Consider the following 25795-nt stretch of genomic DNA (forward strand, 5'->3'; position numbering starts at 1 on the left):
AGTCGGGTTGGAAACAGGACGTTTCCAACCCGCTAGAGAGCCAAACAAGTGCGAAAAGCTCGCCCGCTTTTCGGGATGGCGATTTAGACGGGACGAAAGCCGGATGAGGCTTTCGCCCAAGCCGCCTGCCACATAGAACGATCTAGCGGCGCAGGCTCCCCGACGGAGCGGAGTGCTTGAGCGTTAGAACGGGTGCGCGCGGCTTACAGAGTGAACGCGTAAAGCAAAAACCTGGAGAGACTTCTACAAAACTTTCAATCAATCATTAATTCCAATAACGGGGGTGCCCCAATGTCAGATACCCAACAGCCATCGAATCCGTCGTCCATATCCGAACCCAGCGGCGACAACTTAAATCCTCGGACTCCCGGGGTTTGCTTCGTTACCCTGGGGTGTAAAGTCAATCAGACCGAGAGCGAGGCCCTAGGGCAGCTCTTTAGAAATAATGGCTACAATGTAGTGCCGACCACTGAGAAGGCTGATGTAGTGGTCGTCAATACTTGCACGGTAACCAATACAGGCGATGCTAAGTCGCGGCAGACCATCCGGCGTATGGTCAAGGCTCATCCGGATGCCTTTGTGGTCGTTATGGGTTGTTATGCTCAGACAGCACCGGGAGAGATTCTCGATATCGAGGGTGTGGATCTGGTCTTAGGCACTCAAGATCGAGGAAAGATCCTAGAGTGGATCGACATAGTGCGGCGGGAGCAGCAGCCCAAAAGTAGCGTGCACACTATCTGGGATGCTAAGGAATTCGAGGAACTGCCCTTAATTGAAGAAGAAAGCAGAACACGGGCAACCTTAAAAATCCAAGAAGGGTGTAATAAGTTTTGTACCTATTGCATCATTCCCTATGCTCGCGGCCCCGTAAGAAGCCGTATTCCTGAAAATGCCGTCGCTGAAGCGGAGAAGCTCGTTGCTGCAGGTTATAAAGAAATTGTTTTAACCGGTATTCATACTGGATCCTATGGCGAAGATCTCGGTGATGATTGGAATCTTGCTCGGTTAGTAAAAGAGATTGCAAAGGTCGAAGGCTTGCATCGTTTGCGCTTGAGCTCTATTGAACCGATGGAATTTACACCGGAGTTAATAGAAATCATCATGAGTACGCCAGTGGTTTGTCCGCATCTTCATATTCCTCTTCAATGCGGTAGTGATGACGTTTTAACGCGCATGAAAAGGCCATACACCGTAAGTCAATTCAAAGAGCTAATTGACCGTTTAAATGGTCTCTTGCCGGGTATTGCGGTGACGACCGACGTGATTGTCGGTTTTCCTGGGGAGACGGAAGAGAACTTCCAAGAATCTATAGAAACCGTTCGTTCTTGTGGTTTTTCCGGAGCCCATATCTTTCCCTATTCCATGCGTAAAGGAACCCCTGCTGCAAAGTATCCCGATCAGCTCCCTAATAAGGTCAAGGAACAACGAGTCAAGGCTCTTATGAAGGTCGCTAAGGAAAGTCAGGAAGAATATGTCCGCAAATTTTTAGGGCAGACCGTTGAAGTTCTTGTTGAATGGGTTGATCCTGAGGGAGTAGCCACAGGTCATACGAGAAATTATCTCCAAGTACATCTGCCGCCCCGAGAAGGGAAACCTTGGGAAAGTGGCGAACTAGTTGAATGTGTGCTCGAAGAAAGCTACCTAAGATTGCATTAGCACATGGGAAACGCTTATTGCATATAAACATACAGGAGGGTTTTTATGTCAGACTGCATCTTTTGCAAAATCATAAATAGGGAGATCCCCAGTGAAGTGGTCTATGAGGATGAACGCGTGTTGGCCTTTAAGGATATTAATCCTGTAGCCCCGGTACATGTGCTGATCATTCCAAAGAAACATAGTGAAAGCTTAAATGATCTTAACCCAGAGGATGAAGCTCTAGTTGGGCACCTTGTCATCGTCGCCACACAACTAGCCGAAGAATTAGGGATAGCTGATTCAGGTTATCGTTTAGTTAACAATTGTGGTGATGATGGTGGTCAAGTCGTGAAGCATTTGCATTTCCATTTAATTGGCGGAAAACGGTTGGGTATTCATATTTGTTGAAGATAACGCCGAAGAACCAAATAAAATCCTTATAGATGACCAATAAGTTCCAAAGGATGTTTGTCAAGAACTTGACTCACTCCGCCACATCCATTATAATAATCTAGTATATCTGTACATGATCCAGTGGAGGGAGGGATAAGATAATGAGCGAAATTAAAGTCGGTAAAAACGAATCCCTAGATAGCGCACTCCGCCGGTTCAAGCGCACTTGTCAGCGTTCAGGCGTATTATCAGAAGCTCGTAAGCATGAGGCTTATGAAAAGCCTAGTGTAAAGCGTAAGAAAAAGTCTGAAGCCGCCCGTAAACGTAAGTTCAAGTAAGGAGTTGCACTGAATTGTCCCTTAAAGATCGCCTCGTTGAGGATATGAAGGTTGCCATGAAGGCCAAAGAGGAGGGGAAGGTTAGACTTTCCGTCATTCGTATGGCTCGGGCTGCCATTAAAAATGCTGAAATAGATAAGAGAATAGAATTTTCCGATGACCAAGTCATCGAAGTCTTAGCTAGAGAAGTGAAAATGCGTCGTGATTCGATCGAAGAGTTTTCTAAGGCGAATCGCCCCGATACTGTGAAAGCCCTGGAAAAGGAAATCTCCGTACTCATGGATTACCTTCCTCAGCAGCTTTCTGAAGGGGAGATACGCCAGTTAGCCCAAGAAACGATTGCCGAAGTCGGTGCTCAAGGACCGAAGGATCTCGGCAAAGTGATGGGCAAAATCACTCCGAAGACAAAAGGACGCGCTGACGGCAAACTGGTTAACCAGATCGTGCGTGAACTTCTAGGATCTTAGCTCAAAAAGACCTGATTGCATAATGCAGTCAGGTCTTTGCACTATCTGAAAGTTTTTCTGTAAATGGAGGTTGTTCGATGTCGGTTGAAGCAGTAAAGGAATTTTTTATTAGGAAGGAAAAGGAGTTTCCAATCCTGAAGTTTGAGGATATTAGTACAGTAGCCAAGGCGGCAGAATCTTTGGGGGTTACTCCCGGTGAGATTGCAAAATCACTCCTTTTAAAAGTCAATGATGGTTTTGTCATGGTGTTGATGGCAGGAGATAAAAAGCTCGATAATCGAAAGTTTAAAGATACCTTTAAAGGTAAGGCTAAAATGCCTGCTTTGGAGCAGGTTTTGGAAGTGACGGGACATCCGGTCGGAGGCGTCTGCCCCTTTGGTTTAAAGCAAGCAATTCCCGTGTATTTAGATGAGTCCTTAAAGCAATATTCGGAAGTGTTTCCCGCAGCAGGTGCTCCTGATGCTGCTGTCAAGCTGGCCGTTGAGGAATTGGAAGAGCTTGTAGCAACGGATTGGGTGGATGTAACTCAAGGGTGAGTTTTTATCTCAGGGACATAGGGGTATACCAAACTATACATAGTTCGCATAATGTATGATAGAGCAGCCTAGTAAGGTGGTGATTAGCATTATGAATGGAATATATTTGGCTTTAGGTGATTCGCTGACAACAGGGTATGGAGTTGGCTTCAACCGATCTTTTGCGACTCTCTATTATACAAGCTTGTTGTCCAGCTATCCGAAGCTGGGGTACGAAAATTACGGGGTGAATGGTCTGACAAGTGACCAATTGGTGAACATGATTAGGCAAAACACCATGTGCCGCATGGTTTCTCAAGCTCAGGTGATCACTGTAACCATTGGCTCCAATGACCTGTTAACTATTGGCAAGGGGTTAGTAGCAGGTCAGGGGACAAATCCGAGTCTAATGATAGGAGAATTCCACCATAATCTTATGGCATTGGGGGAGAGGATTCGTAATGCTAACCCAACGGCCATTCTCAAACTAGCTAGCATCTACAATCCCCTACCTGCTGGAGATCGACAAACGAATACTTTAGCAAGAAGCTTGCTTAAGGAAGCTAATCATGGTGTGAAGCAGATGGCGAGAGAATATAGGGGAGTTGTAGTTCCGATAGCTAAAGCATTTGAAGGAAAAGAGCAGTTAATGCTGGGACCTGACCAGCTCCATCCCAGCATCCTGGGACATCAAGTCATAGCAGAACTTTTTCTGCGGTATTGAGAAATGCTGACCACAAAAATGTATCGACGATAAGTTCGATACATTTTTTGTATTATAGGTCGATGTTATCAAGGGAATGTTATTTAACTCAAACGCTGGTGAAAGAAGTCAGGATATGAGGCATTCCCAAGTATTTGATAAACAATTGCGATAGGCGAGCAAATTTGCCAGTTTAAATGAGAAAATGCATAAACATGCACCTTGTGTATGGATGAAGATGAGGAGTAAGATTAGAAGGTGCGTGTTATAGTACAATAGACAACAGCCAACTTAAAGTACGGAACAAGTTGCGCGTGTTATAGTACAAGTGTTAAATGATGGAGGAGAAAAAATGGTCATGGGAATGGAGCGAGGGGCTCGGGTTGGAACGATGGGGTTAACGCTGGTAGCGGCAATCCTCGGTATAGTTTTTCTTGGCTGGAATTTTCCAAGTGGATATGAATCAGGCCGGTGGCAGATAGCTGGACTTGCTTTTGATGGGTTAACAGCCTTTTTTCTTTTTCTGCTATTTCTCGGGCAGGGGATGGCTTCCCTCTATGGGATGAGCTATATGAAAGAGTATGAGGGGAAGAAATCTTTAGTCTCTTTTTCTTTAGCTTGGCTGGGATTTCTCGGTAGCATGATGGGTGTCTTGATAGTTGACCAGGGCTTTTATTTTCTTTTTCTTTGGGAGCTCATGTCCCTTTTCTCCTTTTTTCTTGTGATCTTTGAACATGAGGAAGCACCGAATCGCACAGCCGCTTTTATTTATTTCGTGATGACCCATGTGGGTACGGTTTTTCTGACAGCTGCGGTCCTGTATTTATATAGCAAGACAGGCAGCTTTGCTTATACGGATTGGGCTACTTACGCTCCTGGTTTAAGCCAAGGAGAGAGGAGCTTCTTATTTGTTTTCTTCCTGATTGGCTTTGGGACCAAAGCAGGGCTGGTGCCTTTTCATATTTGGCTTCCCTATGCTCATCCTGTGGCGCCTTCTCCTGTCTCGGCGCTGATGTCAGGAGTCATGGTCAAAGTCTCTCTTTATATGATAATGAGACTGGTTTGGTTAACCCTCAACCCTGTGGAAATCTGGTGGGGTGTTGTTCTGCTTGCTCTGGGGGTGCTTTCGGCCTTTGTAGGAATACTCTATGCCTCGATCGAGCAGGATGTCAAACGCTTGCTTGCCTATTCGACCGTTGAGAATATAGGGATTCTCGTCACGGCTTTGGGGACGGCCATGATTGCCCAAACCTTGGGTTATTCTGAAATCGTGGTCCTCGCCCTGGCTGCTTTCTTCTGGCACGGACTCCATCACCTGCTCTTTAAATCGACGCTCTTTATGGCGGCCGGGAATATCATTCAAGCAACCCATACACGTCGCTTAGATCAACTGGGTGGACTACTTAAGAAAATGCCCAGAACAGGCTTCTGGGCTCTCGGAGGAGCCATCGGACTTTCTGCTTTGCCACCTTTGGGTGGGTTCTGGGGAGAATGGCTGTTATTTCACTCTTTATGGAAGACATCTGTGCAAGCAGGTGAGGGAATGCTTAAGCTTGTGCTTCCCTTAATCATTGCCACAATAGCCTTTGTCTCAGCCCTGGCTCTAGCAACTATGGTAAAGTGGTTTGCCGGAGCTTTTCTTGGGCAAGCTCGTTCTCCTCAAGCAGAAGCTTCCCAAGAGCTAGCCTGGCCTCAGACCACTGCTATGGGAATCGCCCTGTGCCTAAGCGTTCTTCCTGTCCTTTGGCCCCAAGGTCTTTTGGCAATCTTTAACGCACCCATGGGGGTCTTTAATTTGCCTGTCCTAGCAACCACGAACTCGGTGGCCCTGCCCATCTTTACAAACTTATATCAGCTGATTACCCCTTACGGGTTACTGATACTGCTGTTTACAGGAATTCTCTTTCTTTTATCGAGAGCAAAACAGAGGAGGACTTCTGGGACCTGGAATTGTGGTACTCCCCTGACTTCTCGCATGCAATACACTAGCTTAGGAATGACCATGCCTTTGCGGATTGTATTTAAAAGGATTCTAGCCTTCCATCCCAAGATCGATAGGGAGTATGGGGGGAATCGCTATATATTGCGTTCTTTGCAGTACCATAGTCGTATTCGTGAGATGGCGGAGGACGTTATTTATCGGCCAACCATGAAGCTGGTTTTGTGGTGTGCAGATAGAATTCGCATTTTGCAAACAGGGAGTATTCATATCTATCTGGCTTACACCCTCGTTACTCTCGTTATCGTCTTGATTTGGACAATGTAAAGGAGGAGAAGGAGATGTCTATGGTTTGGCAGCTGGATTGGAAGATAATCGTCTTTTCCTGCTTTCATTTATTACTTTTTCTATTAGCCGCCCCTTTACTGCAAGGGTGGATTAAGAAAGTAAAAGCATTTTGGCAGATGCGTAGGGGACCGTCTCTTTTACAACCCTATCGTGATCTGCGTAAGTATATGGACAAAGAAGAGGTTATTTCAGAGCATGCTTCTTGGATTTTATTGATCACCCCTTCGATTGTTTTAGGAAGCACGTTACTATCAAGTTTGGTTATCCCCGGTCCTTGGGGAGGCGCGCCGATCCAAGGGATGGGGTCTTTGTTCTGGTTAGTAGCCAGCTTTGGGTTGGCTCGGTTTTTTCTTGCCCTAGCGGGTTTGGACGCAGGAGGAACTTTTGGAGGTATGGGGAGTAGTAGGGAGGTCTTTGTAGCGGCTCTCGTTGAGCCGGCCTTTATCTTAAGTTTGGTTGTCCTAGCCTTAATGACTGAGACCACCTCACTTACGGTAATGATTGCTGAACTCCAAGGCATGTCTATATTTGAGACACCGCGGATTCTTGCCTTGCTTGCTCTTGTGCTTATTGCGATTGCTGAGATGGGAAGGATTCCGGTGGATAACCCGGATACTCATCTGGAGTTGACCATGATTCATGAGGGAATGCTCCTCGATTATTCGGGGCGGTCTTTGGCTTTTTTGCATTGGGCAGAACAACTCAAGCAGCTGCTTCTCCTCCAACTTATCGCCTTATTGATTATGCCTGTGAATATGAATCTACTTTATACCCAAGGTGGCGGAATTCAGTTCGGGGTTCTCGTGACTCAAAGTATTCTGCAGATAGGGCTAGTGGCTTTGCTGGGAGCTTTTTTTGCTACCATTGAAAGTGCCCATGTGAAGGTGCGACTTTTCCGGATTCCTAATTTTTTAGCGGTTGGTTTGGCCGCGGCCATCTTGGCTTTATTGACACTTTGGATTACGAAAGGAGGGATTTAGGATGGAAGGAACCTTGGAAAATCTTCAGCAACTCTTGCTTTTTATTCTCTTGGCTACAGGTTTGTACATTGTCGGCTGCTCTAAAATGAAGAAGGCTTTGCTGGCCTGGTCCTGGCAAGCGGTATTTCTTTCCCTGCTCATTTTGTTGGAGGGAATTAAAGAAAACGAGTTGGAGATGATGGTCATCGCCCTCCTCACCTTAGTGGTCAAAGGTGGAGTGATTCCTTGGGTTCTTCGACGGACGGCTAGCCTATCTCATACCCAATGGGTCGGAGAAGTGTTTCTACGCCGCAATTCCTCCTTAGTCGTGGCTGCGGCACTCACTATTCTTGCTTATGCCATCACCCAACCTCTCTTGTCCTTAGTAGAACCTTCTCTACGTAATGGCTTAGCCATCGCTTTTGCCTTACTCTTTTATGGATTATTGCTCATGGTAATTCGGAAAGTGGCTTTAATTCAAGTGGTGGGTATTTTGATTATTGACAATGGCATCTTCTTAGCGGGCTTCCTACTAACTAATGGTATGCCTCTTCTTGTGGAAGTCGGGGTCATCTTTGACATTTTGATCGGGGTATTGATCCTAGGGGTTCTCGCTCAGCGAATGATTCAGAAGTTCGACTCATTGAATGTAGAGCATCTCAATACATTGAAAGGTTAGGAAACTAAGATGTTTATTGTCGTGGCTTTTCTCGCAGCTCTATGTATGCTCATCTCCTCTCGCAATCATGTTTTAAGGACGCTCAATAGTCTGGCGGTTTTGGCTTTATTGGGCATGGCAGGAGACACGGTATGGCAAGTGTATACTCAAGGTCCGCAAAGCATCTTGGGAGGCTTCTTTACTTGGGATGCTCTGAGTGCCTTGCTTCTCGCTGTCATTATCATAATTGCTGCTTATGTGGTTTTATACTCCTTTTCCTATATGGAACACGAGGTAGAAGAAGGTAAAATCCCGCAAAGCCGGCTACCTTGGTACTATTTTTGGATCTGGATGTTTATAGGTACTATGCTTTGGGTGGTGAGTACGCCGAATCTGGGCTTGCTTTGGGTCGGAATTGAAGGCACTACCTTAGCCACTGCCCTTTTAGTGGGGTTTTATCGAGAGAAACCGGCTATCGAAGCCGCCTGGAAATATATCGTCCTCTGCACGGTGGGAATTAGTTTTGCTTTGTTGGGAACCATGATTCTCTATGCGGCTTCAGGCCGGGTTAATGGGTACAGTTTAGCAGCCTTGGACTGGCGGTTACTTGTGAACATAGCCAGCCAATTGGATCCCGCCTTGGTTAAGCTGGGCTTTATCTTTGCTTTTATCGGTTATGGGGCAAAAGTGGGTTTTGTACCGATGCATCCTTGGTTACCGGACGCGCATAGTCAAGCCCCCTCTCCTGTCAGCGCCTTATTATCTGGGGTACTCTTAAACTGTGCCTTATATGCTATCCTGCGTTGGCATATTCTCATTCGTCAAACCAGCCTCGGCCCGGATTTTTCAGGAAACCTTCTGATCATCTTTGGCTTGCTTTCTTTGGGTGCCATGGTGGCCTTTATTCTTTTGCAGAAGGATATTAAGCGGCTCTTGGCTTATTCCAGTGTCGAGCATATGGGAATCATCGCTTTAGGTTTTGGGATAGGGACGCCCCTAGCGGTTTGGGGGGCTTGCTTTCACCTCATTCTACATGCCTTGACTAAAGCTAATCTTTTTGTGGCAGTGGGGCGTGTGGTACAGATGATGGGTACCCGGCAGATCCCCAAGATGAGAGGTATCCTGAGCTTATGGCCTTATACAGGGGGGATGCTACTTATGGGCTTTCTTGCTATTACGGGCACTCCACCTTTTGGAACCTTTCGCTCGGAAATCAATATTATGGCTGGACTTTTCCAGGCTGATCATCCTTTCTTGGGTTTTTTGATGGCCTTGTTCTTGTCCGTGATTTTTGCTGGCTTTCTCTATCACTTTTTGGGGATGCTTTTCGGCAAGCCCGGTGAACGCCATCTTGAGGAGAAGGGAGAGGGATCAGCTATACTTTGGCTAGCCCTACCTTTAGCGCTTGTTCTTATTTTAGGGGTAGTTGTGCCGGAACCCCTTAATCAGGCGTTGAATCAGGTTGTAGAATTGATACTGGGAGGAGGTGGAGAGTATGGAGAACTCATTAAGCTTACAAGGGTATTTTGAGGAACGGGTGCTGGAGAATCCTGAGGGTTATGATGTGGCGACCTGGACAAAAAGTGAAGGACTGGTTTGGTTGGATTCTCAGTGCCTACCAGAGGTCATTCAGTATATATGGGTAGAGACCACGACCCGTCCCGTGTTGCTGACTCATGTAGGAAATGATGAACGTAAGTTAGGGAATGGCTTTGTACTCTACCTGCTCTTCCATTTCCCGGGGGATTTTACCCTCACCTTGGCAGCCCGAGGCATCGAAGACCGTTATCCCTCTTTAACGATTCTTTGCCCGGCCTTTAATTGGGCAGAGCGAGAGCTCAAAGATCTCATGGGCTTAATCCCTGAGGGGCATCCCGATACGCGCTCCTTGGTCTTGCATCCGGGTTGGCCTGCGGATTTTCATCCGCTACGGAAATCTGAGCCGCATACTACGGGGGTAAGCGAAGCCGAATCATTTGTTCCCCAGCCTCTTACCTTCACAGCTGCCAAAGGCGAAGGGACGTTTGAAATACCGGTAGGTCCCATTCACGCGGGAATTATTGAACCGGGTCATTTTCGCTTCCAAACCGTTGGCGAGACGATTCTCCACCTCGATGCTCAGCTTTTCTATACTCATAAAGGGGTGGAAAAGCTTTTGGAAGGAAGGAGTATCGAAGAAGGGTTACAGATCGTAGAGCGGGTCTGCGGGGTGTGCACAGTCAGTCATGTTTTGGCTTATTGTGAAGCTGTGGAAAAGTTAAGTGGTCTACAGGTTTCCCGTGAAGTCTTGGGCTGGCGTACGGTGCTGGCAGAGCTGGAAAGACTTTATAACCATGTGGGAGATATCGGCAACCTTTGCGCCGGTGTGGGCTTTGCACTCGGCAATAGCAATGGCTTGCAGCAAAAGGAGCAACTCCAACGTCTTAATCAGGAACTCTTCGGGCACCGTTTTTTACGTGGAACGGTGACTATTGGCAAAGCCAAGCGCCCCGCCCAGGAGAGAGTAGCTTATCTGCAAGCAAGGTTAGCTGAGCTCAAGAAGGATTTTGAAGAATGGATTCCTCTAATCCTTGAGCATGATGGATTTCGGCAGCGGGCCATAACCACAGGGGTTCTTCATAAGCAAAGTGCCTTGGACCTAGGAGTCACAGGCCCTGCAGTTCGTGCCTCCGGAGTAGCCCGGGACTGGCGTTCCTGTCATGACTTTCTTCTCTATCCAGAGCTTAACGTTGAGCCCCAAGTGGAGCAGGAGGGAGATGTGTGGGCCCGCCTTATGGTTCGCGTTCGCGAAACGAGGCAAAGTTATGCACTGCTTGCCCAGCTGCTCAATGACCAGACAATAGTTATAAGCTCACATGAAGCTGCAACCTGTTGTGGTGAAGACACTACGGCAACTTCTGTAGAACCTTCAGAGGATGACAGACCCTATAAATTTGCTTGGGGATGTGCTGAATCACCACGGGGGACGGATGTCATCTGGATGATGTTGGACCGTGAAGGCAGAATTTATCGTTGTCGGATACGCTCGGCCTCCTACGCGAATTGGCCTGCTGTACCCTTGGCGGTACTTGGCAATATTGTTCCGGATTTTCCGCTGATAAATAAGAGTTTTGAGCTGTGTTATAGCTGTTGTGACCGTTAAGGAGGAAGGAGAGCATTATGTGGAATCTACTGAAGCGAAGTTTGAAACGAGGACGACTAAGTGAAAAACGGTTAGATCAAAATGCACCTCATCTCCATTCCTTCCAGCAATCCTGGCATATTCGGCATCTGGATTGCGGATCTTGCAATGGCTGTGATTGGGAAATGTCCGCTCTACTCAATCCAATCTACGATCTTCAGCGTTTTGGCTTTGACTTCGTTGCCTCGCCCCGGCATGCTGATCTGCTTATGTGTACGGGCCCCATGTCCACCCAGTTGAATCAAGCAGCAAAAGCAACTGATGAAGCCACACCCCAACCGAAATGGGTCATCGCTGTGGGTGACTGCGCCATCAACGGGGGTGTGTTTAAAGAAGCCTATGCAGCTGCTGGCGGTGTAGGTCATGCTCTAGCAGTGGATATAGAAATACCAGGATGTCCGCCTTCTCCGGATGACATCCTCCGCGCTTTGCTACAGCTTAACCGTAAGGACATGGTCACATCAGGATAAGTTCTTAACACTTTGTCCCTCAAGCTTGGACTATTTAGCCTCTTTCCTTCATAAATATGCTTTAGAAGGGAGGAGGCTTTTTATGTTGGATAAGCTTACTAAAACGGTGGGGGATGTGCTGGATTTCCCTCCGGACGTTGTAGGAAAAGGGCCACGCATTACAGTCACTGGCCGCGTAGAAGTTTTTGTAGAGAATTATTTAGAAATCGTCGAGTTTACCTCAGAAGAGATTCTTTTAAATACAACAGAAGGTGTATTAACCATCACTGGAAAGGAACTCGTGTTAAAGACGGTATTAGCCACAGAGTTGAGGATTGAAGGACAATTCATTTCCTTGTGCTATGGGGGAGGGGACTCCAAATGATTGCAAAGCTAAGAGCGTTTCTGCAAGGAAGAGTGTTCTTTGTAGCCCGAGGTAATGAGCTTGCTCGCTTCATGAACGAAAGCATACGCCAGGGCGTCGTTTTTTATAAAACCCAAAGATCGGAAAAAGGCCTAAGAGCTCAGATTAGAATCCAGGATTTTGCCCGGCTAAAGGGGCCGGCACGCAAGACGCATACTCAAGTACATATCATAGCAAAATACGGATGGCCCTTCGTCGCAGCGCGGTGGTGGCGAAGGAAGTTTCTCTTAACCGGAATTTTAGTGATCGGCATAACTTTAGCTATTCTATCGCAAATGATTCTTTCCATATCCGTCTCTGGGAATACGACCATTTCCAGCCAGGATATTTTTGAGAGTGCCGAGAGACATGGTCTAAAGACTTGGACTTGGCAGAATTCAGTAGACTTGAGTAAGGTTTCAAAAACCCTTGTTGAAGAATTTCCGGATGCAGCTTGGATTGGGATTAGGCGTCATGGGACTCGCGTGGAGATTAAGGTGGTGCAGAAAATTCGTCCCCAGGTCCCAGGGGAGGCGGGGAATCTGGTGGCTAGTAAGGCTGGGCTTGTTCAGCAAATCATGGTGATTCAAGGGACTCCCTTAATTCATGAAGGGGAAATTGTCAAACCGGGGCAAGTGCTCATTCAGGCTCCGGCCACTGTCCAAAATCTCAGTGCTACACCTCGGACGGATCGCCAACTTCAACACAAAGATTTTATTCCGGAAACCGTTCCCGCAGCTAAGGGTTTTGTGCGGGGAAGGGTTTGGTATAGTGCTGAGGTAACTGTTCCCTATCAAGAGGAATTGATTGAGGAGAGCGGAAAAGTTGCTAAGGGATGGGGTATAAAATTTGGTGCACGAGTCATAATGGTAACAACACCGGAATCTCCTTATCCGCAGGTTAAAGAGGAAGTTCAATATCATGGGATTGACTTATGGAGGAATTGGCGTCTTCCTGTCGAAATAGTATCTGTTCGCTATAAAGAGTTAGAAAAGCTTCAGGTTGAACGAACTGAAGTTGAGGCTCGTCAAGCAGCGGAGGAACGAGCGCGAGCTGAGGTGCATAAGGCCATTACCCCCGGAGCCCATGTTCTGGAGGAGAAGGTTCGTATTCTAGAAAGCAATGAAGGTGAGCGCGTACGTATTGAAGTGGAATCATACGAGGATTTAGCGGTATATCCAATCATTGGGTAAGTCACCTAGGCTTCAGATGAAGCAAGTTTCCTATATTCACTTCGTGGATAAATCAAGAGTTTCATGCACCAGGGGGCGAAAAATTGACAACAGAATCAAAGCTATATTTGCAAAATGCGACCGAAGCAATGAATTTACTTGGGCCTGAAGATGCTCACTTAAAAATATTGGAGAAACATCTTGGGGCACGTTTAGTGGTCCGGGGTGAAGAAATGAGCATCACCGGAAGCCCGGTAGAAGTTGAACGTATGGAAACCGTAGTGAAGGAATTGCTCGATATGGTCCGTCAGGGTCATCATTTGACGGCTGCAGGTGTAACCTATGTCATATCCCAAGTGGAAGAAGGTCGTGGATTGGGAATGGCTAATGCGCTTGCTAAGGTGATTGCGACAACTCATCGAGGACGACCGATAAAGGCAAAGACCTTGGGCCAAGCGAAGTATCTTGAAGACTTAGAGAAGCATTCCATTGTCTTTGGGATTGGGCCGGCGGGCACCGGTAAGACCTATCTAGCGGTTGTGATGGCTGTATTAGCCTTGAGAGCTAAAGAAGTCAACCGTATCGTCTTAACTCGTCCTGCGGTTGAAGCAGGTGAAAAGCTGGGCTTTCTTCCGGGAGATCTGCAGGAGAAAATTGATCCTTATTTGCGGCCCCTCTATGATGCGCTTTATGATCTGCTCGGTCCGGAAACGACTCAACGCTATGTTGAAAAGGGAACCATTGAGATTGCCCCGTTGGCCTATATGCGCGGGCGGACTCTCGATGACTCCTTTATGATTCTCGATGAGGCGCAGAATACGACCCCTGAGCAAATGAAAATGTTTCTGACCCGCTTAGGGTATGGCTCCCATGCGGTGGTCACAGGAGATGTAACTCAAGTAGATTTACCCCGTGGACATTACTCTGGATTAAAGGAAGTTCAAAATATCCTTAAAGGTATACCGGATATAGCCTTCCACTATTTTACTGCTGCTGATGTAGTACGCAATCCTCTCGTTCAAAAAATAATTCAAGCATACGAAAAGGCTGAAGAAAAATCGGGACCGGGTCAGTGAAAGAGGGATGCGTTTGAAAATCCGCGGTTTAAGCTCCATAAAACCTTTTACAAATATCAACACCACTTGGCGACCAATTGCTGCACTAGTGGTGTGTTTTCTGCTGTTCATCGGCATGCTCTCTTCGGGACTTTTTGTCTCTAAACTGAACCTTGAGCTTGGAGACCCTAGTCCACAGCTTGTGACAGCACCCTATGGAAAAAATATCGAGGATTTAGATAAATATTATGAGGATCAAGAGGCGGCGGCTAATGCCGTGAAGCCTGTCTATAAACCGGATGAAAACTACCTTACAAGCATTGCTCGCGATTTGAGTACTGCTTTTATCGCTTTGGAGGAAGCGATCACCGGCAATGAGGATCAGGCTAGTCGCTTAAGTACACTTCGCAAAATTGCACCCTTTGATGCTTTGTCTCAGGAGGTACTCTTGGGACTTATGAGCACTTCAGTTGAACTTTTGGACGAAAAGGAACAAAGGGCGACAGAGATCATTCTGGGTAATGCTCGCAATGATGAATCGGGTGCTCATAGCAAGGAAGAAATTCCTGCCCTTCGTCAGAAAATAAAGCAGGATATCGATAATGCTCCTTTTCCAGATGTCTTCAAGCTTTTCCTCAGTGAATTTGCCGATGCGAAAATCATTCAACCCACTTTGATGGAGGACAGTGAAGCTACTGGGAGTTTAAGACAGGATGCTCGGGCATCGGTCCGACTGGATGTGCACAGCTACAAAGCTAACCAGAAGATTGTGGGACCGGGAGAAATTGTGGATGAAGAGATCATGCAAGTTCTCGCGGCTTATGGCCTAGTAGAAAATCGTTCGCCCTGGCGCACGATTGCCGGAATCACTCTAATTGTGATTGCTAGTATGGGAACTCTGCTTTTTTATGCCTATCAGTATCGGAGAAAGGTTGATCTTTTAGCCAGGAAGTTAGTGCTGATCGGTTTGATGATGTTGTTGGTTCTGGCTATGGGTAAGGGTGTTATCGCCTTGAACTTGGGGGAGGCCGAATATAGTGCTTTAGCTGGTATCTTAATCCCTGTGGCTTGGGCTACTATGACCATTGCCATTCTGGTGGATGTAGAAATCGCCTATTTTTCAGCTGCTATTCTGTCTGTATTTGTAGGTTTGTTGGCGGATCCGTCGATCTCGTCTACCACAGGTTGGCAGGTTTCTCTCGTTGCCCTATTTGGTGGCTTGGTGGGCGTACACAGTGTATCCTTATTGAGCCAGAGAGTAGATTTAGCTCGGGCGGGGATTTATATAGCCGCAGTGAACGTCATAACGGTGAGTGGTATTGCCATGGTTTCGGGTATGCGCATTACGACTTGGCTGATCAGCGTTGGTCTTGGCCTTGTGAACGGAGTTTTCTCCTCGGTCCTTGCGGTAGGAACACTCCATTGGTTTGAGTCGGGCTTCGGTATCACTTCAGCCATTCGGCTATTGGAGCTTTCCAACCCGAATCGACCTTTGTTGAAGAGGCTGTTAATGGAGGCCCCGGGGACCTATCATCACAGCATATTGGTGGGTAATCTTGCGGAGGCTGCGGCTGAAGAGGTTCAAGCCGATGCTATCTTGGTTCGGGTGGGAGCCTTGTACCATGATATCGGAAAATTAAAAAGGCCCTATTTCTTTATTGAGAATCAATTTGCTCAAGACAACCCTCATGATAAGATTGCTCCAACTCTCAGTGCCTTGATTATCACTTCCCATCTTAAGGATGGACTGGAGATGGCCAAAGAAGAAAAGCTTCCCCAAGTTATTCAGGATATTATTGCCCAACATCATGGGGATAGCGTGGTGAGCTTTTTTTACCATAAAGCCTTAGAAGACAATGCCAGCGTCCCCGAAGAAGCCTTTCATTATGAGGGCCCAAAGCCTCAGACGAAAGAGGCAGCCCTGGTGATGCTGGCAGACAGTGTGGAAGCTGCGGTCCGTGCCATGAAGCAGCCTACCCCAGGACGAATCGAAGGTTTAGTCCGCAAGATTATTAAGGACAAGCTTAATGATGATCAGCTCAGCCAGTGTAATCTGACCTTCCAAGACTTGGATAAGATTGCTTCGGCTTTTGTTCGCATTCTTAGTGGCATTTTCCATTCTCGAGTAGAGTATCCTGAACTACAGCCTAAACAAGAGCTGGAAACACCTATGCTCCTTGGGGAAGGGGAAGATACGGATGAAGCTGATTTAGAGAAAGCTGAAGCAGAGATGATCGATATAGAGAAAGCTGACATAGAGCAGACTGAATCACCAGACACAGATAATACGATAACTCAAGATTCCTTGGATCAGAATAAGCCTGGTGCAAAGAGTCTTTCATAGGACGCTTGATCTTTAACTTAAAGTGAGGGTATCAAGTTAACGGAAGGGGGTGAGGAGTCGCAGATGCGGCTCCACACCAATGATTTTAGATATTAATTGGGAAGAAGAAAGCATTCTGTTGGGAGATCGTGAAAGACTCTCAGGGCTCCTGAAGCAAGGGATTGAAAAGGCTATCACCATGACCGGTGGGTCAGAGGAAGCTGAAGTAAGTGTTACTTTAGTGGATGATGAAAGAATACATGAACTTAACCGCGACTATCGGGGCGTGGATCGGCCAACGGATGTCTTATCCTTCGCTTTGCAAGAAGAGGGGGATGAAGAACCCGATATCCTTGATTATGAAGACAATTTGTTGGGGGATATTATTATTTCAGTAGAGCGTGCGCGAGCCCAGGCTACAGAATATGGACACTCCTTTGAGCGAGAGTTGATTTATTTAGCCGTCCATGGAACACTTCATCTCCAGGGCTATGACCATATGGAGGAAGAGGAAAAAGCAGAAATGCGTAAACAAGAGGAAGCTATCATGGGCGAAATCGGCTTGGTGCGTTGATATGGGTCAGCATCATCGGGGGAATTCAGAGTGGGGAAGTTTTCAAAATGCTTTCCGAGGGATATTCTATAACGTAAAGACTCAGAAGCACTTTCGCATTCATCTCTTCGCCACCATAGTAGTCCTCTTGACGGCCTTTGGGCTGGGGTTTGAGCGTTGGGAATGGGCAATTTTACTCCTGACCATTAGCAGCGTGCTGACGGCAGAGGCTATTAATACAGCTTTGGAAATTGCCGTGGATCTTGCTGAGCCTAATGTTCACCCCTTAGCTGGGTTAGCAAAGGATGTCGCGGCTGGTGCTGTTCTGATTGCAGTTATCATGGCTGTTGGGGTGGGGGTTGTATTATTTGGGCCGCCTTTAGTTAAGTTTCTTGGTTTACTACTATAACAGGCCTCAGAAAACCCAAAAGCTACACGACCCAAGTAATAATTAGTTCTCTGATGTTAATGTCAGCAGTATATAAAGACGAAAGGAGATCCTATGGATTCAGTTCAGGAAATTTCCCGAGAACAAATGGAAATCTTAATCCATGAGGCTCAAGAGGCCTATAAAAATGCCTATGTACCCTATTCGCACTACCCTGTCGGGGCCGCCACCCTCTGGGAATCCGGGAGGATCGTTTCCGGTTGCAATGTGGAGAATGCCAGTTATGGGTTAACTCTTTGTGCTGAGCGCAATGCAGTTTTTCATGCTGCCTTTCATGGGGAGCGACGCCTGAAGGCGGTGGCAATTGCCGTACCCACCGAAGCCTTTCCTTCGCCCTGCGGTGCTTGTCGTCAGGTATTACGTGAATTTTCTCAGGATAGTTTGGTTATTTTAGTCAATGGGAAGGGACAAACTAAAACTACTCGACTAAGTGTCTTGCTCCCTGACTCTTTTGGACCGGAATTCTTAGGTTAAGCTTGAAGCTTGACCTTTTATAATGTTTGTAATATGCGTTGTTAAAGGCAGTTTTGATAAGGAAGTGAGTAATTTGCTAGGTAATAAACCTAATGATGAATTTCGATCGGGATTTGTCACAGTCATAGGGCGTCCTAATGCTGGGAAGTCCACTTTGCTTAATCAGTTGCTCGGGCAAAAAATACTGATCATGTCCGATAAACCCCAGACCACAAGGAATAAAATCCATTGTATATTGACCGAAGAGCGGGGTCAGGTAATTTTTCTGGACACACCGGGAATTCATAAACCAAAGCATAAGCTTGGCGAATTCATGGTCGATTCAGCTCTGGAATCACTTCGGGAAGTGGATATTATTCTTTACATGGTCGACGTTACGGCAGAATTCGGGGCGGGTGAGCAATACATATTAGAAAATCTTAAGCAGGTTAAAACACCTTGCATTCTGGTGCTGAATAAAATCGATCTGATTGAGAAGGATAAGCTATTAAAGAAAATCAAGGATTTTTCCGACTTGAAGGATTTTCTAGCCATCGTTCCCCTCTCTGCGAAAACAGGAGAAAACAAAGAAGAGCTAATGAAGATTATTTTTAAAGAACTGCCGAAAGGGCCCATGTATTATCCGGAGGATGAAGTTACTGATCAACCGGAACGTTTCATCATGGCCGAGCTAGTGCGAGAGAAGGTGCTTCAGCTCACGCGGGATGAAGTTCCCCACTCTATTGCTGTGGTGGTAGAAAGCGTAGAGGAAAAGAAGACCCTCGTCAAGGTTCGTGCCGTAATCGTGGTAGAACGCGATTCCCAAAAAGGGATTATTATTGGCCATGAGGGAAAGGTCCTGAAGGAGATTGGCAGTTTAGCCAGGCAAGATATTGAAAAGCTGCTGGGTAGTAAAGTGTTCCTTGAGCTTTTTGTCAAAGTAGAGAAGGATTGGCGGAACCGAGGAAGAAGCCTTCGGGAATTCGGATATTCTAATCGAAGCTAGAAAGGATGAGGAGAATGAACCTTGCGGGAATGATTGATCACACCATTTTAAAACCGGATGCTACGGAAAAGGATATCGTTAATTTATGTCACGAAGCGAAGCAACATAAGTTTGCTACTGTATGTATCAATCCGGCCTATATCTGTACCGCTGCCAAGCTCTTGCATGGGAGTGGTGTAGGTGTCGCGACTGTCATCGGCTTTCCACTCGGTGCAACGATGACAGAAATCAAAGTCCAAGAGATCTTCGCCGCGAAAGCTCATGGAGCTCGGGAAGTAGATATCGTTATGAATATTGGTTGGGCTAAGTCAGGTAAATGGGAAGCGGTAGAAAAGGATATTTTCCGAGCCGTTGAGGCAGCCCATTGCTGCGGTGTCACTGTTAAGATCATCATTGAAACCTCTTTACTTGCAGAAGAAGAGAAGCAAAAGGCTGCTGAGATCGTCAAAGCATCAGGTGCAGAATACATCAAGACTTCTACGGGCTTTGCCGGTGGCGGTGCGACGATAGAAGATGTTCGCAATCTGAAGGCTTGGGTAGGCGAATCTGTAAAGGTAAAAGCTTCCGGAGGGATACGGTCCCGTGAGTTTGCGTTGCAGCTAGTAGAGGCTGGAGCGGATCGCTTGGGAACAAGCTCTGGTGTGCAATTGATCAAAGAATAAGAATGTGATTTTTACAAAGACTAAGAGGTGAGGATGTGGGTGTTTACCACGCCGATGCTCTGGTGATTCGAAGCCGAGAGTACGGGGAATCTGACCGTTTGCTCACTTTATTTTCCAGAGAGTACGGGAAAATCCAAGCCATTGCCAAGGGGGTTCGTAAACCTAAAAGTCGCCAAAGAGCAGGTGCCCAGTTGTTTACCTATGCAGAATATTTGATACATAAGGGTAAAACACTAGACACAATCAATCAGGTCAGCTCCAAAGAAAGTTTTCCGCATTTGTGGGCGGACTTAGACATGAGCATGGCGGCGACGGCTATGGCAGAGTTACTGGATGTAGCCACAATTCCCGGTCAGCCCCATCCGGAACTTTTCACCCTCATTTTTTCCAGTCTATTCCTCGTGGAAACCTGTGACCCAGCTCTCGTTCAGAGCGCGTATACCTTGAAGCTTATGACCCAGCTTGGTTATCGTCCTCGCTTCATGGAATGTGCAGAGTGTGGACAAAAGATTCAAGGAGAACGTCACCTCTTCAGTCCTGAATCAGGAGGGGTGGTCTGCCGGACTTGTCAAGCTCAAGCTGGTACCCCTATCATAGGACGATGGGTAAGTGGCGGAAGTCTAGGGCTGATGAGGCAGCTTCTACAAGGGGATTTGGAAAAAATTAATCGGCTGCGTTGGAATGAGTGGATGAAGAAAGAAATTCTCGATACCTTACAGTTTTTTTGTGAACAAACTCTAGATAAACGATTAAAATCATGGAGTATGGGGAGCCGCTTGGTCAACGTGGGACAAAACCCAAGCGGAAAGGATGATCCAAATCATGAGCGAAACGTTGTGGACCGAACTGGAGAAAATTGATGTTCTTTGTGACCGCTTAAATCTTTCCTATGAAGAAGCAAACCGTGCCTTAAAAAGGGCTAACGGCGATGTGATTCAGGCTCTAGCCGATTGCGAAAGAGAATTAGAGCTCGAACACGGAAAGGTCGGTAAGTTCTGGAACGGTACCAAGCATCAATTCAATCGGATGTGGCAAAGTCAGGTTAAAATCAAGCATAATGCTCGCACAGTATTCAGTATCTCTGCACCTCTGGGCGTTGCTATCGGGTATATGATCTGGAGGCGTCCGGCTCTGCGTGTACTGGGATTAGTGGGAGTAGCCGCTGCTGCCATGCAAAATTATGAATTGGAACTGGAATCGATGATGGACGAAGAGGAGTTCGAACCCTATTATCATGCAACCTATCCTACGACCTATGCTGAGGGAGAGGTCGGGCTCCAATAGAAATTACAAAGGAAGGCTTCGGAGAGATATTATTTCTTCGAAGCCTTTTTGCATACTAAGTCATTCTTTAGTTAAAACATTTGCGCCACCTTTTAATGCTCTCCTATTTCAGTTGGGAAATTAGAAGAGTTATGGAAAGTTCTCACTTTCTTTATTGTCAAAATAGTTTGACAATTTATGTTGCGTATGACACAATTGATGATATATATTTTATTTCGCTTACTAAAATAAATAGAGGGGGAGATTAGATGGAAGTAACTCGTCGTGGGTTTCTTAAGCTTTCTGGGGCATCCTTAATAGCTTTGGCTTCCGGTCTTGGGTTTGATCCGCAGATCGCCCAAGCTCAAGGCTTTGCGCTCAGAATCGAAGGAACCACAAAAATTCCTAGCATCTGCCATTTCTGTTCCGGCGGATGCGGCTTACTGCTTCACATCAAAGATGAGAAGATTGTTTATTTAGATGGAGATCCGGATAATCCGGTAAATTCCGGTGCCCTCTGTCCGAAAGGTGCCAGCCTAAGTCATATTGCTGACGATAGCAACCGGGTCCTTAAGCCGAGGTACAGAGCACCGGGAGCTAGCGATTGGCAAGAGATCTCCTGGGATGAAGCCATCAATAAGATTGCCTCAAAGATCAAGGAAGTTCGCGACACGACTTGGGTAGCTACCGAAGAAATCGGTGGTAAAACTTATGAAGTGAATCGTGCTGACGGCATTGCTGTCCTTGGATCAGCTGAAGTCGATAATGAAGAGTCCTACCTGATTAAAAAACTATCCGAGCTTATCGGAACACCTTATAACGAACATCAGGCCCGGATATGACACGCTCCCACGGTGGCAAGTTTGTCACCTTCATTTGGTCGCGGTGCCATGACCAACTCATGGCCAGATATGCAAAATACAAAATGCTTCCTGATTGCGGGCAGCAATTGCGCTGAAAACCATCCTATTGCTATGCGTTGGATCAACAAGGCAAAGGAAAACGGTGCTAAGGTGATTGTAGTTGACCCTCGATTCACCAGGACCGCTTCACAAGCCGATATCTTCGCTCAGGTTCGACCTGGTGCTGATATTGCTTATTTAGGCGCAATCATTAAGTACATCATCGATAACAAGCTTTACGATGAGGACTATATCCTTAACTTCACGAATGCCCAATATAAAATCGGCAAGGACTTCAAGTTTGAGGATGGTCTGTTTTCTGGCTTCGATGCGGAAACCAAAAAATATAAATTTGATAGCTGGGCCTACCAACTCGATGAGGAGAACAAGCCCGCTATAGCTGAAAGCTTAGAGGATCCGGACACAGTCTTTAGCAAGCTGAAGGAACATTTCTCCCGCTATACGCTAGAAACTGCTGCGGATATCAGTGGTATTCCAGCTGAAAAGATTAAGGAAATAGCTGATACGTTCTGCAACACTAGACCGGGTAGTATACTCTATGCGCTGGGCATGACCCAGCATACTACCGGCGTTCAGGGCATACGATGCTATGCTATTATCCAGCTGCTTCTGGGCAACGTGGGCAAGGCCGGTAGCGGGATTCAGGCTCTTCGTGGTGAACCTAATGTTCAGGGTTCTACCGATATGGCCAATCTTTTTGCTAATTTGCCAGGCTATCTGCCAGCTCCGATTCATACGGATAAAGATCTTCGTAGTTATTTGGTTCGCAGCGGTTCTTTCTTTGAGAAGCATATTGTTGCTCAATTGAAAGCCTGGTTTGGAGATAAGGCAACTAAGGAAAATGATTATTGCTTTGACTACCTGCCTAAGTACAACTCAACCAAAAACTACAGCATGGTAAAGCTCTGGGAATATATTAATGGGGATCAATTTAAGATTCTCCTTAATTTTGGATCGAACTCCATGGTATCCATCCCCAACCGACAAATCGTTCGTGAAGGCTTGGCTAAGCTGGATATGTTGGTCGTGGCCGATCTTTACGAGATCGAGACCGCGCAATTTTGGCGTGAAAAGGATCCGACCACCGGCGAGCTTCTCGTCGACCCCTCAAAGATCAATACGGAAGTTATAATGCTCCCGGCTGCTTTTGTTTATGAGAAAGGGGGCACACTATCGAACTCAGGTCGTTGGATTCAGTGGAAAGATGCTGCGTTGAAGCCTCTAGGCGAATCCAAGCCGGATTTGGATATGCTGGATCTTATCTATCGCAAGCTTAAAGAGCTCTATGCCGGAAGCACGGATCCCAAGGATGCCCCGATTCTTAATGCCCGCTGGGATTATGGGCAACATCCGGATCCGCTGAAAGTTCTACAGGAAATCAGTGGTTATGATGAAACAACCGGTAAATTATTGCCGACTATCGGGGATTATCTTAAAGCACCTATCGGCACGGTCTCATCAGGCTGTTGGATTTATGCCGGCGCTACGGGTAATGGCAATCTCACTGCTCGCCGCAATAATGAGGATCCTTCAGGACTCGGCCTTTACCGGAACTGGAGCTTCTCCTGGCCGGGTAATATCCGCATTCTCTATAATCGTGCCTCCTGTGATATGAACGGTAAACCTCTTGATGACAAACTCAAGCTGATTTGGTGGGATGCAGCCAAGAATTCTTGGGAAGGTAACGACGGCGCCGATGTGCCTGATAAAACCAAGGGACCGGATACACCGCAAGGAAAACTTTCTTTCCGGATGAATCCAGAAGGAGTAGGTCGTCTATTCACCGCCAAGTATTTCAGTGGAATCCCAGCAACTCCCCCTGCTGATGGTTTGCCGCCCATTGGTGTAAGGATTGCCGGTCAATGCAATGACGGACCGCTGCCTGAATTTTATGAGCCCGTCGAAAGCCCTACCGAAAATGCACTACACAAGAATGTAAACTCCAACCCCACGGTTCCCATCCCGAACTACCTGCCCGGGGTCACGAACCATGGAACAAAGGAAAATTTCCCTTACGTATTAACAACTTATGGTATGGTTGAACATTTCTGCGCCGGCGGAATCACGAGAAATATCCCCATGCTCAATGAGTTAATGCCTCAGCCCTTTGCCGAGATCAGCAAAAACCTAGCTCAAAAGATCGGTGTTAAAGAGGGCGACATGGTGGAAGTATCTTCTGCTCGGGGTCAAGTCAAGGTTGTCGCTTTGGTTACGGACAGAATACAGACCCTGAAAATCAACGGACAGGATTCTGAGACCATTGGTATGCCCTGGAGCTGGGGCTTTGCGTCACTCAGTCCTGGACCAAGCACTAATAACCTGACAATTAGTGCTATTGATCCTACAGCGGGCACACCAGAATACAAGTGCTGTCTAGTCAACATAAGGAGGGCGTAGGCGATGAGTAAAAAGATGATTTTAGTCGACACCTCCAAATGTACCGGCTGTAAAGCCTGTTCGGCAGCTTGTAAAGAATGGAATGATTTACCGGCGGTCAAAACGACTCTGGTGAAAAGCTATCAATCTACTAAAGACTTGGATCCCAACACTTACACCTATATTGCTTTTGATGAAAAGTATGAGAACAATAAAATGCTTTGGATGATGCGGAAAGCGCAATGCTTTCATTGTGCCGATGCTGCCTGTCAAAAGGCTTGCACATCGGATGCTATATCCAAAACCGAGACTGGATTTACGGTCATTGATAAGGACAAATGCATTGGTTGTGGCTATTGTGTCACGAACTGCCCCTTTAACATTCCCCGGGTTGATGAGACGACTAAAAAGGCGTCTAAGTGCACCGGTTGCTGGGAACGTGTGGAAAATGGTCTGGAACCTGCTTGCGTTGCTATTTGTCAGCCAGGGACCCTTACCTTTGGTGATGACTCTGACATGATGCCAAAAGCCGAACAGCGTCTGGCTGAGCTCAAAACCAACTATCCCAAGGCGAATCTCTACGGCAAGGATGTTGTCGGGGGAACACTTTATAAGTATATTCTGCTCGATACTCCTGAATCTTATGGTCTACCGGCCAATCCCACGGTTCCCTTTACCCTAACCCTTTGGAAAGATATCGCTCGCCCGCTGGGTGCGATTGCCTGTGGTGGTGCAGCTGCAGCAGTTCTTGTTGGAACTTTGGTCAATGTGGCTAAAGGCAATTACAGCAGGGAGCATTTTGTAGATGATGACCACCAGGGGAAAGGAGGGGCACTATAATGGCACAAAATGCGAAGCAAGTCCCTGAAGGAAAAGTTCTGAGATTCACTGGGGGGGAGCGGTTGAGCCACTGGGTTCACGCCGCGTCCTACTTGATTCTCCTTTTTACAGGTCTAGCCGTTATGTCAGTGACTTTCCGACCAGTCATGGCGATAGTAGGCGGTATTGATAATGCACGAATCATTCACCGTGTTTTTGCAGTAGTCTTTGTCGTCATTGTCGGACTGTTGTTCTTCATCGGTGAACGAAAGCATCACTGGTCCTGGTTACGTGACGTGTTTGTCTGGACGAAAGCTGATGTGATGCATGTGAAGGCTTTTGCCGTCGAGTTTTTTGGTGGCCATGGCAATTACCCTCCTCAAGCAAAGTATAACGGAGGGGAAAAAATTAACTCCCTAATCACCATCTTTGGTACAGTCTTTATTACCCTAAGCGGGGTTATTATGTGGTTCCCCCACTACTTCCCCATCGGATTAGTGCGGTTAGCCTACCCGATTCATGATTTGTCCATGATCTTTATGACAGCAGCCTTAATTGGGCATATCTATCTTTCGTTATTGCACCCAGAGTCACGGGTTGCCTTGCAGGGGATGGTAAAGGGTCATGTTCCCGAAGCTTTCGCCAAGGCCCATCATGGTGCTTGGTATGAGGAGCTTCAGAAAGAAGAGAAATCCTAATTATTCTGTGGTATGATAAGTCTGTTGCAGGCCTCCTTGGATTATTCCGTACT

At 46.8% G+C, this 25795-nt stretch carries 26 protein-coding genes; all 26 read left to right on the forward strand.

The genetic code is table 11. The annotated features are described in order from the left end of the window. Positions 1-291 precede the first annotated feature (291 nt). The 26 genes from mtaB (at position 292) to AAC978_RS13525 (ending at position 25742) form a co-directional block, all read left to right on the forward strand. Positions 292-1656 (forward strand): tRNA (N(6)-L-threonylcarbamoyladenosine(37)-C(2))-methylthiotransferase MtaB, encoded by a 1365-nt coding sequence (gene mtaB, locus AAC978_RS13400; RefSeq protein WP_341548570.1) that lies wholly within the window; start codon positions 292-294, stop codon positions 1654-1656. Positions 1657-1701: 45 nt separating this feature from the next. After that, a complete protein-coding gene (locus AAC978_RS13405; RefSeq protein ID WP_341548571.1) occupies positions 1702-2046 on the forward strand; it encodes a histidine triad nucleotide-binding protein in 345 nt (114 codons plus the stop codon). Between the two features lie 146 nt (positions 2047-2192). Next, positions 2193-2369, forward strand: coding sequence for a 30S ribosomal protein S21 (gene rpsU / locus AAC978_RS13410; protein WP_015263372.1), 177 nt, complete (start codon positions 2193-2195; stop codon positions 2367-2369). Positions 2370-2383: 14 nt separating this feature from the next. Further along, on the forward strand, positions 2384-2836 hold the full coding sequence (locus AAC978_RS13415; RefSeq protein WP_341548572.1) for a GatB/YqeY domain-containing protein: 453 nt from the start codon (positions 2384-2386) through the stop codon (positions 2834-2836). Between the two features lie 77 nt (positions 2837-2913). Next, entirely contained in the window at positions 2914-3372 is a 459-nt protein-coding gene (locus AAC978_RS13420) for a YbaK/EbsC family protein (protein ID WP_341548573.1), read from the forward strand. A 91-nt stretch (positions 3373-3463) separates the two neighbouring features. Continuing rightward, positions 3464-4075 (forward strand): SGNH/GDSL hydrolase family protein, encoded by a 612-nt coding sequence (locus tag AAC978_RS13425; RefSeq protein WP_341548574.1) that lies wholly within the window; start codon positions 3464-3466, stop codon positions 4073-4075. 331 nt (positions 4076-4406) lie between these two features. Then, positions 4407-6320: a proton-conducting transporter transmembrane domain-containing protein gene (locus AAC978_RS13430; RefSeq protein ID WP_341548575.1), complete on the forward strand. Its 1914-nt coding sequence runs from the start codon at positions 4407-4409 to the stop codon at positions 6318-6320. Positions 6321-6334: 14 nt separating this feature from the next. Beyond that, complete coding sequence (locus AAC978_RS13435) at positions 6335-7321, forward strand: respiratory chain complex I subunit 1 family protein (RefSeq protein WP_341548576.1); 987 nt, start codon at positions 6335-6337, stop codon at positions 7319-7321. A 1-nt stretch (position 7322) separates the two neighbouring features. Next, positions 7323-7979, forward strand: coding sequence for a hydrogenase (locus AAC978_RS13440; protein ID WP_341548577.1), 657 nt, complete (start codon positions 7323-7325; stop codon positions 7977-7979). 9 nt (positions 7980-7988) lie between these two features. Continuing rightward, complete coding sequence (locus AAC978_RS13445; protein ID WP_341548578.1) at positions 7989-9488, forward strand: hydrogenase 4 subunit F; 1500 nt, start codon at positions 7989-7991, stop codon at positions 9486-9488. Further along, a complete protein-coding gene (locus tag AAC978_RS13450; RefSeq protein WP_341548579.1) occupies positions 9454-11100 on the forward strand; it encodes a hydrogenase large subunit in 1647 nt (548 codons plus the stop codon). Before AAC978_RS13445 ends, AAC978_RS13450 begins: the two co-directional genes overlap by 35 nt. Before the next feature lie 17 nt (positions 11101-11117). Continuing rightward, positions 11118-11609, forward strand: coding sequence for an NADH-quinone oxidoreductase subunit B family protein (locus tag AAC978_RS13455; RefSeq protein WP_341548580.1), 492 nt, complete (start codon positions 11118-11120; stop codon positions 11607-11609). 82 nt (positions 11610-11691) lie between these two features. Further along, complete coding sequence (locus AAC978_RS13460) at positions 11692-11973, forward strand: YabP/YqfC family sporulation protein (protein WP_341548581.1); 282 nt, start codon at positions 11692-11694, stop codon at positions 11971-11973. Continuing rightward, positions 11970-13184 (forward strand): sporulation protein YqfD, encoded by a 1215-nt coding sequence (gene yqfD / locus AAC978_RS13465; protein ID WP_341548582.1) that lies wholly within the window; start codon positions 11970-11972, stop codon positions 13182-13184. The genes AAC978_RS13460 and yqfD overlap by 4 nt, the downstream gene beginning before the upstream one ends. Before the next feature lie 83 nt (positions 13185-13267). After that, complete coding sequence (locus AAC978_RS13470) at positions 13268-14239, forward strand: PhoH family protein (protein WP_341548583.1); 972 nt, start codon at positions 13268-13270, stop codon at positions 14237-14239. Between the two features lie 13 nt (positions 14240-14252). Continuing rightward, positions 14253-16562, forward strand: a complete 2310-nt coding sequence (locus AAC978_RS13475; protein ID WP_341548584.1) for an HD family phosphohydrolase — start codon at positions 14253-14255, stop codon at positions 16560-16562. A gap of 79 nt (positions 16563-16641) precedes the next feature. Further along, positions 16642-17115, forward strand: coding sequence for an rRNA maturation RNase YbeY (gene ybeY, locus AAC978_RS13480; protein WP_341548585.1), 474 nt, complete (start codon positions 16642-16644; stop codon positions 17113-17115). A gap of 1 nt (position 17116) precedes the next feature. Further along, entirely contained in the window at positions 17117-17503 is a 387-nt protein-coding gene (locus AAC978_RS13485) for a diacylglycerol kinase family protein (protein WP_341548586.1), read from the forward strand. Positions 17504-17596: 93 nt separating this feature from the next. Next, complete coding sequence (locus AAC978_RS13490) at positions 17597-18016, forward strand: cytidine deaminase (protein WP_341548587.1); 420 nt, start codon at positions 17597-17599, stop codon at positions 18014-18016. A gap of 73 nt (positions 18017-18089) precedes the next feature. Then, on the forward strand, positions 18090-19001 hold the full coding sequence (gene era, locus AAC978_RS13495) for a GTPase Era (RefSeq protein WP_341548588.1): 912 nt from the start codon (positions 18090-18092) through the stop codon (positions 18999-19001). A 5-nt stretch (positions 19002-19006) separates the two neighbouring features. Further along, positions 19007-19663 carry a deoxyribose-phosphate aldolase gene (gene deoC / locus AAC978_RS13500; RefSeq protein ID WP_341548589.1) on the forward strand — a complete coding sequence of 219 codons (657 nt, stop codon included), beginning with the start codon at positions 19007-19009 and terminating at the stop codon, positions 19661-19663. Between the two features lie 35 nt (positions 19664-19698). Then, entirely contained in the window at positions 19699-20523 is an 825-nt protein-coding gene (recO, locus tag AAC978_RS13505) for a DNA repair protein RecO (protein WP_341548590.1), read from the forward strand. Continuing rightward, complete coding sequence (locus AAC978_RS13510) at positions 20486-20947, forward strand: DUF4342 domain-containing protein (RefSeq protein ID WP_341548591.1); 462 nt, start codon at positions 20486-20488, stop codon at positions 20945-20947. Before recO ends, AAC978_RS13510 begins: the two co-directional genes overlap by 38 nt. A gap of 248 nt (positions 20948-21195) precedes the next feature. Further along, entirely contained in the window at positions 21196-24246 is a 3051-nt protein-coding gene (gene fdnG / locus AAC978_RS13515) for a formate dehydrogenase-N subunit alpha (protein WP_341548592.1), read from the forward strand. 3 nt (positions 24247-24249) lie between these two features. Continuing rightward, a complete protein-coding gene (locus AAC978_RS13520) occupies positions 24250-25065 on the forward strand; it encodes a 4Fe-4S dicluster domain-containing protein (protein WP_341548593.1) in 816 nt (271 codons plus the stop codon). Next, entirely contained in the window at positions 25065-25742 is a 678-nt protein-coding gene (locus AAC978_RS13525; protein ID WP_341548594.1) for a formate dehydrogenase subunit gamma, read from the forward strand. Before AAC978_RS13520 ends, AAC978_RS13525 begins: the two co-directional genes overlap by 1 nt. The last annotated feature ends 53 nt before the right edge of the window (positions 25743-25795 follow it).

It is taken from the genome of Desulfitobacterium sp. THU1, from assembly GCF_038181555.1.
In the GTDB taxonomy this organism is placed as follows: domain Bacteria; phylum Bacillota; class Desulfitobacteriia; order Desulfitobacteriales; family Desulfitobacteriaceae; genus Desulfitobacterium.

Bases quoted from the DNA above. Each gene is read 5' to 3' on its own strand.
- AAC978_RS13435 (WP_341548576.1), top strand. From the start codon at position 6,335: ATGTCTATGGTTTGGCAGCTGGATTGGAAGATAATCGTCTTTTCCTGC.
- AAC978_RS13445 (WP_341548578.1), top strand. From the start codon at position 7,989: ATGTTTATTGTCGTGGCTTTTCTCGCAGCTCTATGTATGCTCATCTCC.
- AAC978_RS13510 (WP_341548591.1), top strand. From the start codon at position 20,486: ATGAGCGAAACGTTGTGGACCGAACTGGAGAAAATTGATGTTCTTTGT.
- AAC978_RS13430 (WP_341548575.1), top strand. From the start codon at position 4,407: ATGGTCATGGGAATGGAGCGAGGGGCTCGGGTTGGAACGATGGGGTTA.
- yqfD (WP_341548582.1), top strand. From the start codon at position 11,970: ATGATTGCAAAGCTAAGAGCGTTTCTGCAAGGAAGAGTGTTCTTTGTA.
- AAC978_RS13525 (WP_341548594.1), top strand. From the start codon at position 25,065: ATGGCACAAAATGCGAAGCAAGTCCCTGAAGGAAAAGTTCTGAGATTC.
- AAC978_RS13520 (WP_341548593.1), top strand. From the start codon at position 24,250: ATGAGTAAAAAGATGATTTTAGTCGACACCTCCAAATGTACCGGCTGT.
- AAC978_RS13485 (WP_341548586.1), top strand. From the start codon at position 17,117: ATGGGTCAGCATCATCGGGGGAATTCAGAGTGGGGAAGTTTTCAAAAT.
- AAC978_RS13405 (WP_341548571.1), top strand. From the start codon at position 1,702: ATGTCAGACTGCATCTTTTGCAAAATCATAAATAGGGAGATCCCCAGT.
- AAC978_RS13425 (WP_341548574.1), top strand. From the start codon at position 3,464: ATGAATGGAATATATTTGGCTTTAGGTGATTCGCTGACAACAGGGTAT.
- AAC978_RS13460 (WP_341548581.1), top strand. From the start codon at position 11,692: ATGTTGGATAAGCTTACTAAAACGGTGGGGGATGTGCTGGATTTCCCT.
- AAC978_RS13420 (WP_341548573.1), top strand. From the start codon at position 2,914: ATGTCGGTTGAAGCAGTAAAGGAATTTTTTATTAGGAAGGAAAAGGAG.
- deoC (WP_341548589.1), top strand. From the start codon at position 19,007: ATGAGGAGAATGAACCTTGCGGGAATGATTGATCACACCATTTTAAAA.
- AAC978_RS13450 (WP_341548579.1), top strand. From the start codon at position 9,454: ATGGAGAACTCATTAAGCTTACAAGGGTATTTTGAGGAACGGGTGCTG.
- ybeY (WP_341548585.1), top strand. From the start codon at position 16,642: ATGATTTTAGATATTAATTGGGAAGAAGAAAGCATTCTGTTGGGAGAT.
- AAC978_RS13440 (WP_341548577.1), top strand. From the start codon at position 7,323: ATGGAAGGAACCTTGGAAAATCTTCAGCAACTCTTGCTTTTTATTCTC.
- rpsU (WP_015263372.1), top strand. From the start codon at position 2,193: ATGAGCGAAATTAAAGTCGGTAAAAACGAATCCCTAGATAGCGCACTC.
- mtaB (WP_341548570.1), top strand. From the start codon at position 292: ATGTCAGATACCCAACAGCCATCGAATCCGTCGTCCATATCCGAACCC.
- AAC978_RS13490 (WP_341548587.1), top strand. From the start codon at position 17,597: ATGGATTCAGTTCAGGAAATTTCCCGAGAACAAATGGAAATCTTAATC.
- AAC978_RS13455 (WP_341548580.1), top strand. From the start codon at position 11,118: ATGTGGAATCTACTGAAGCGAAGTTTGAAACGAGGACGACTAAGTGAA.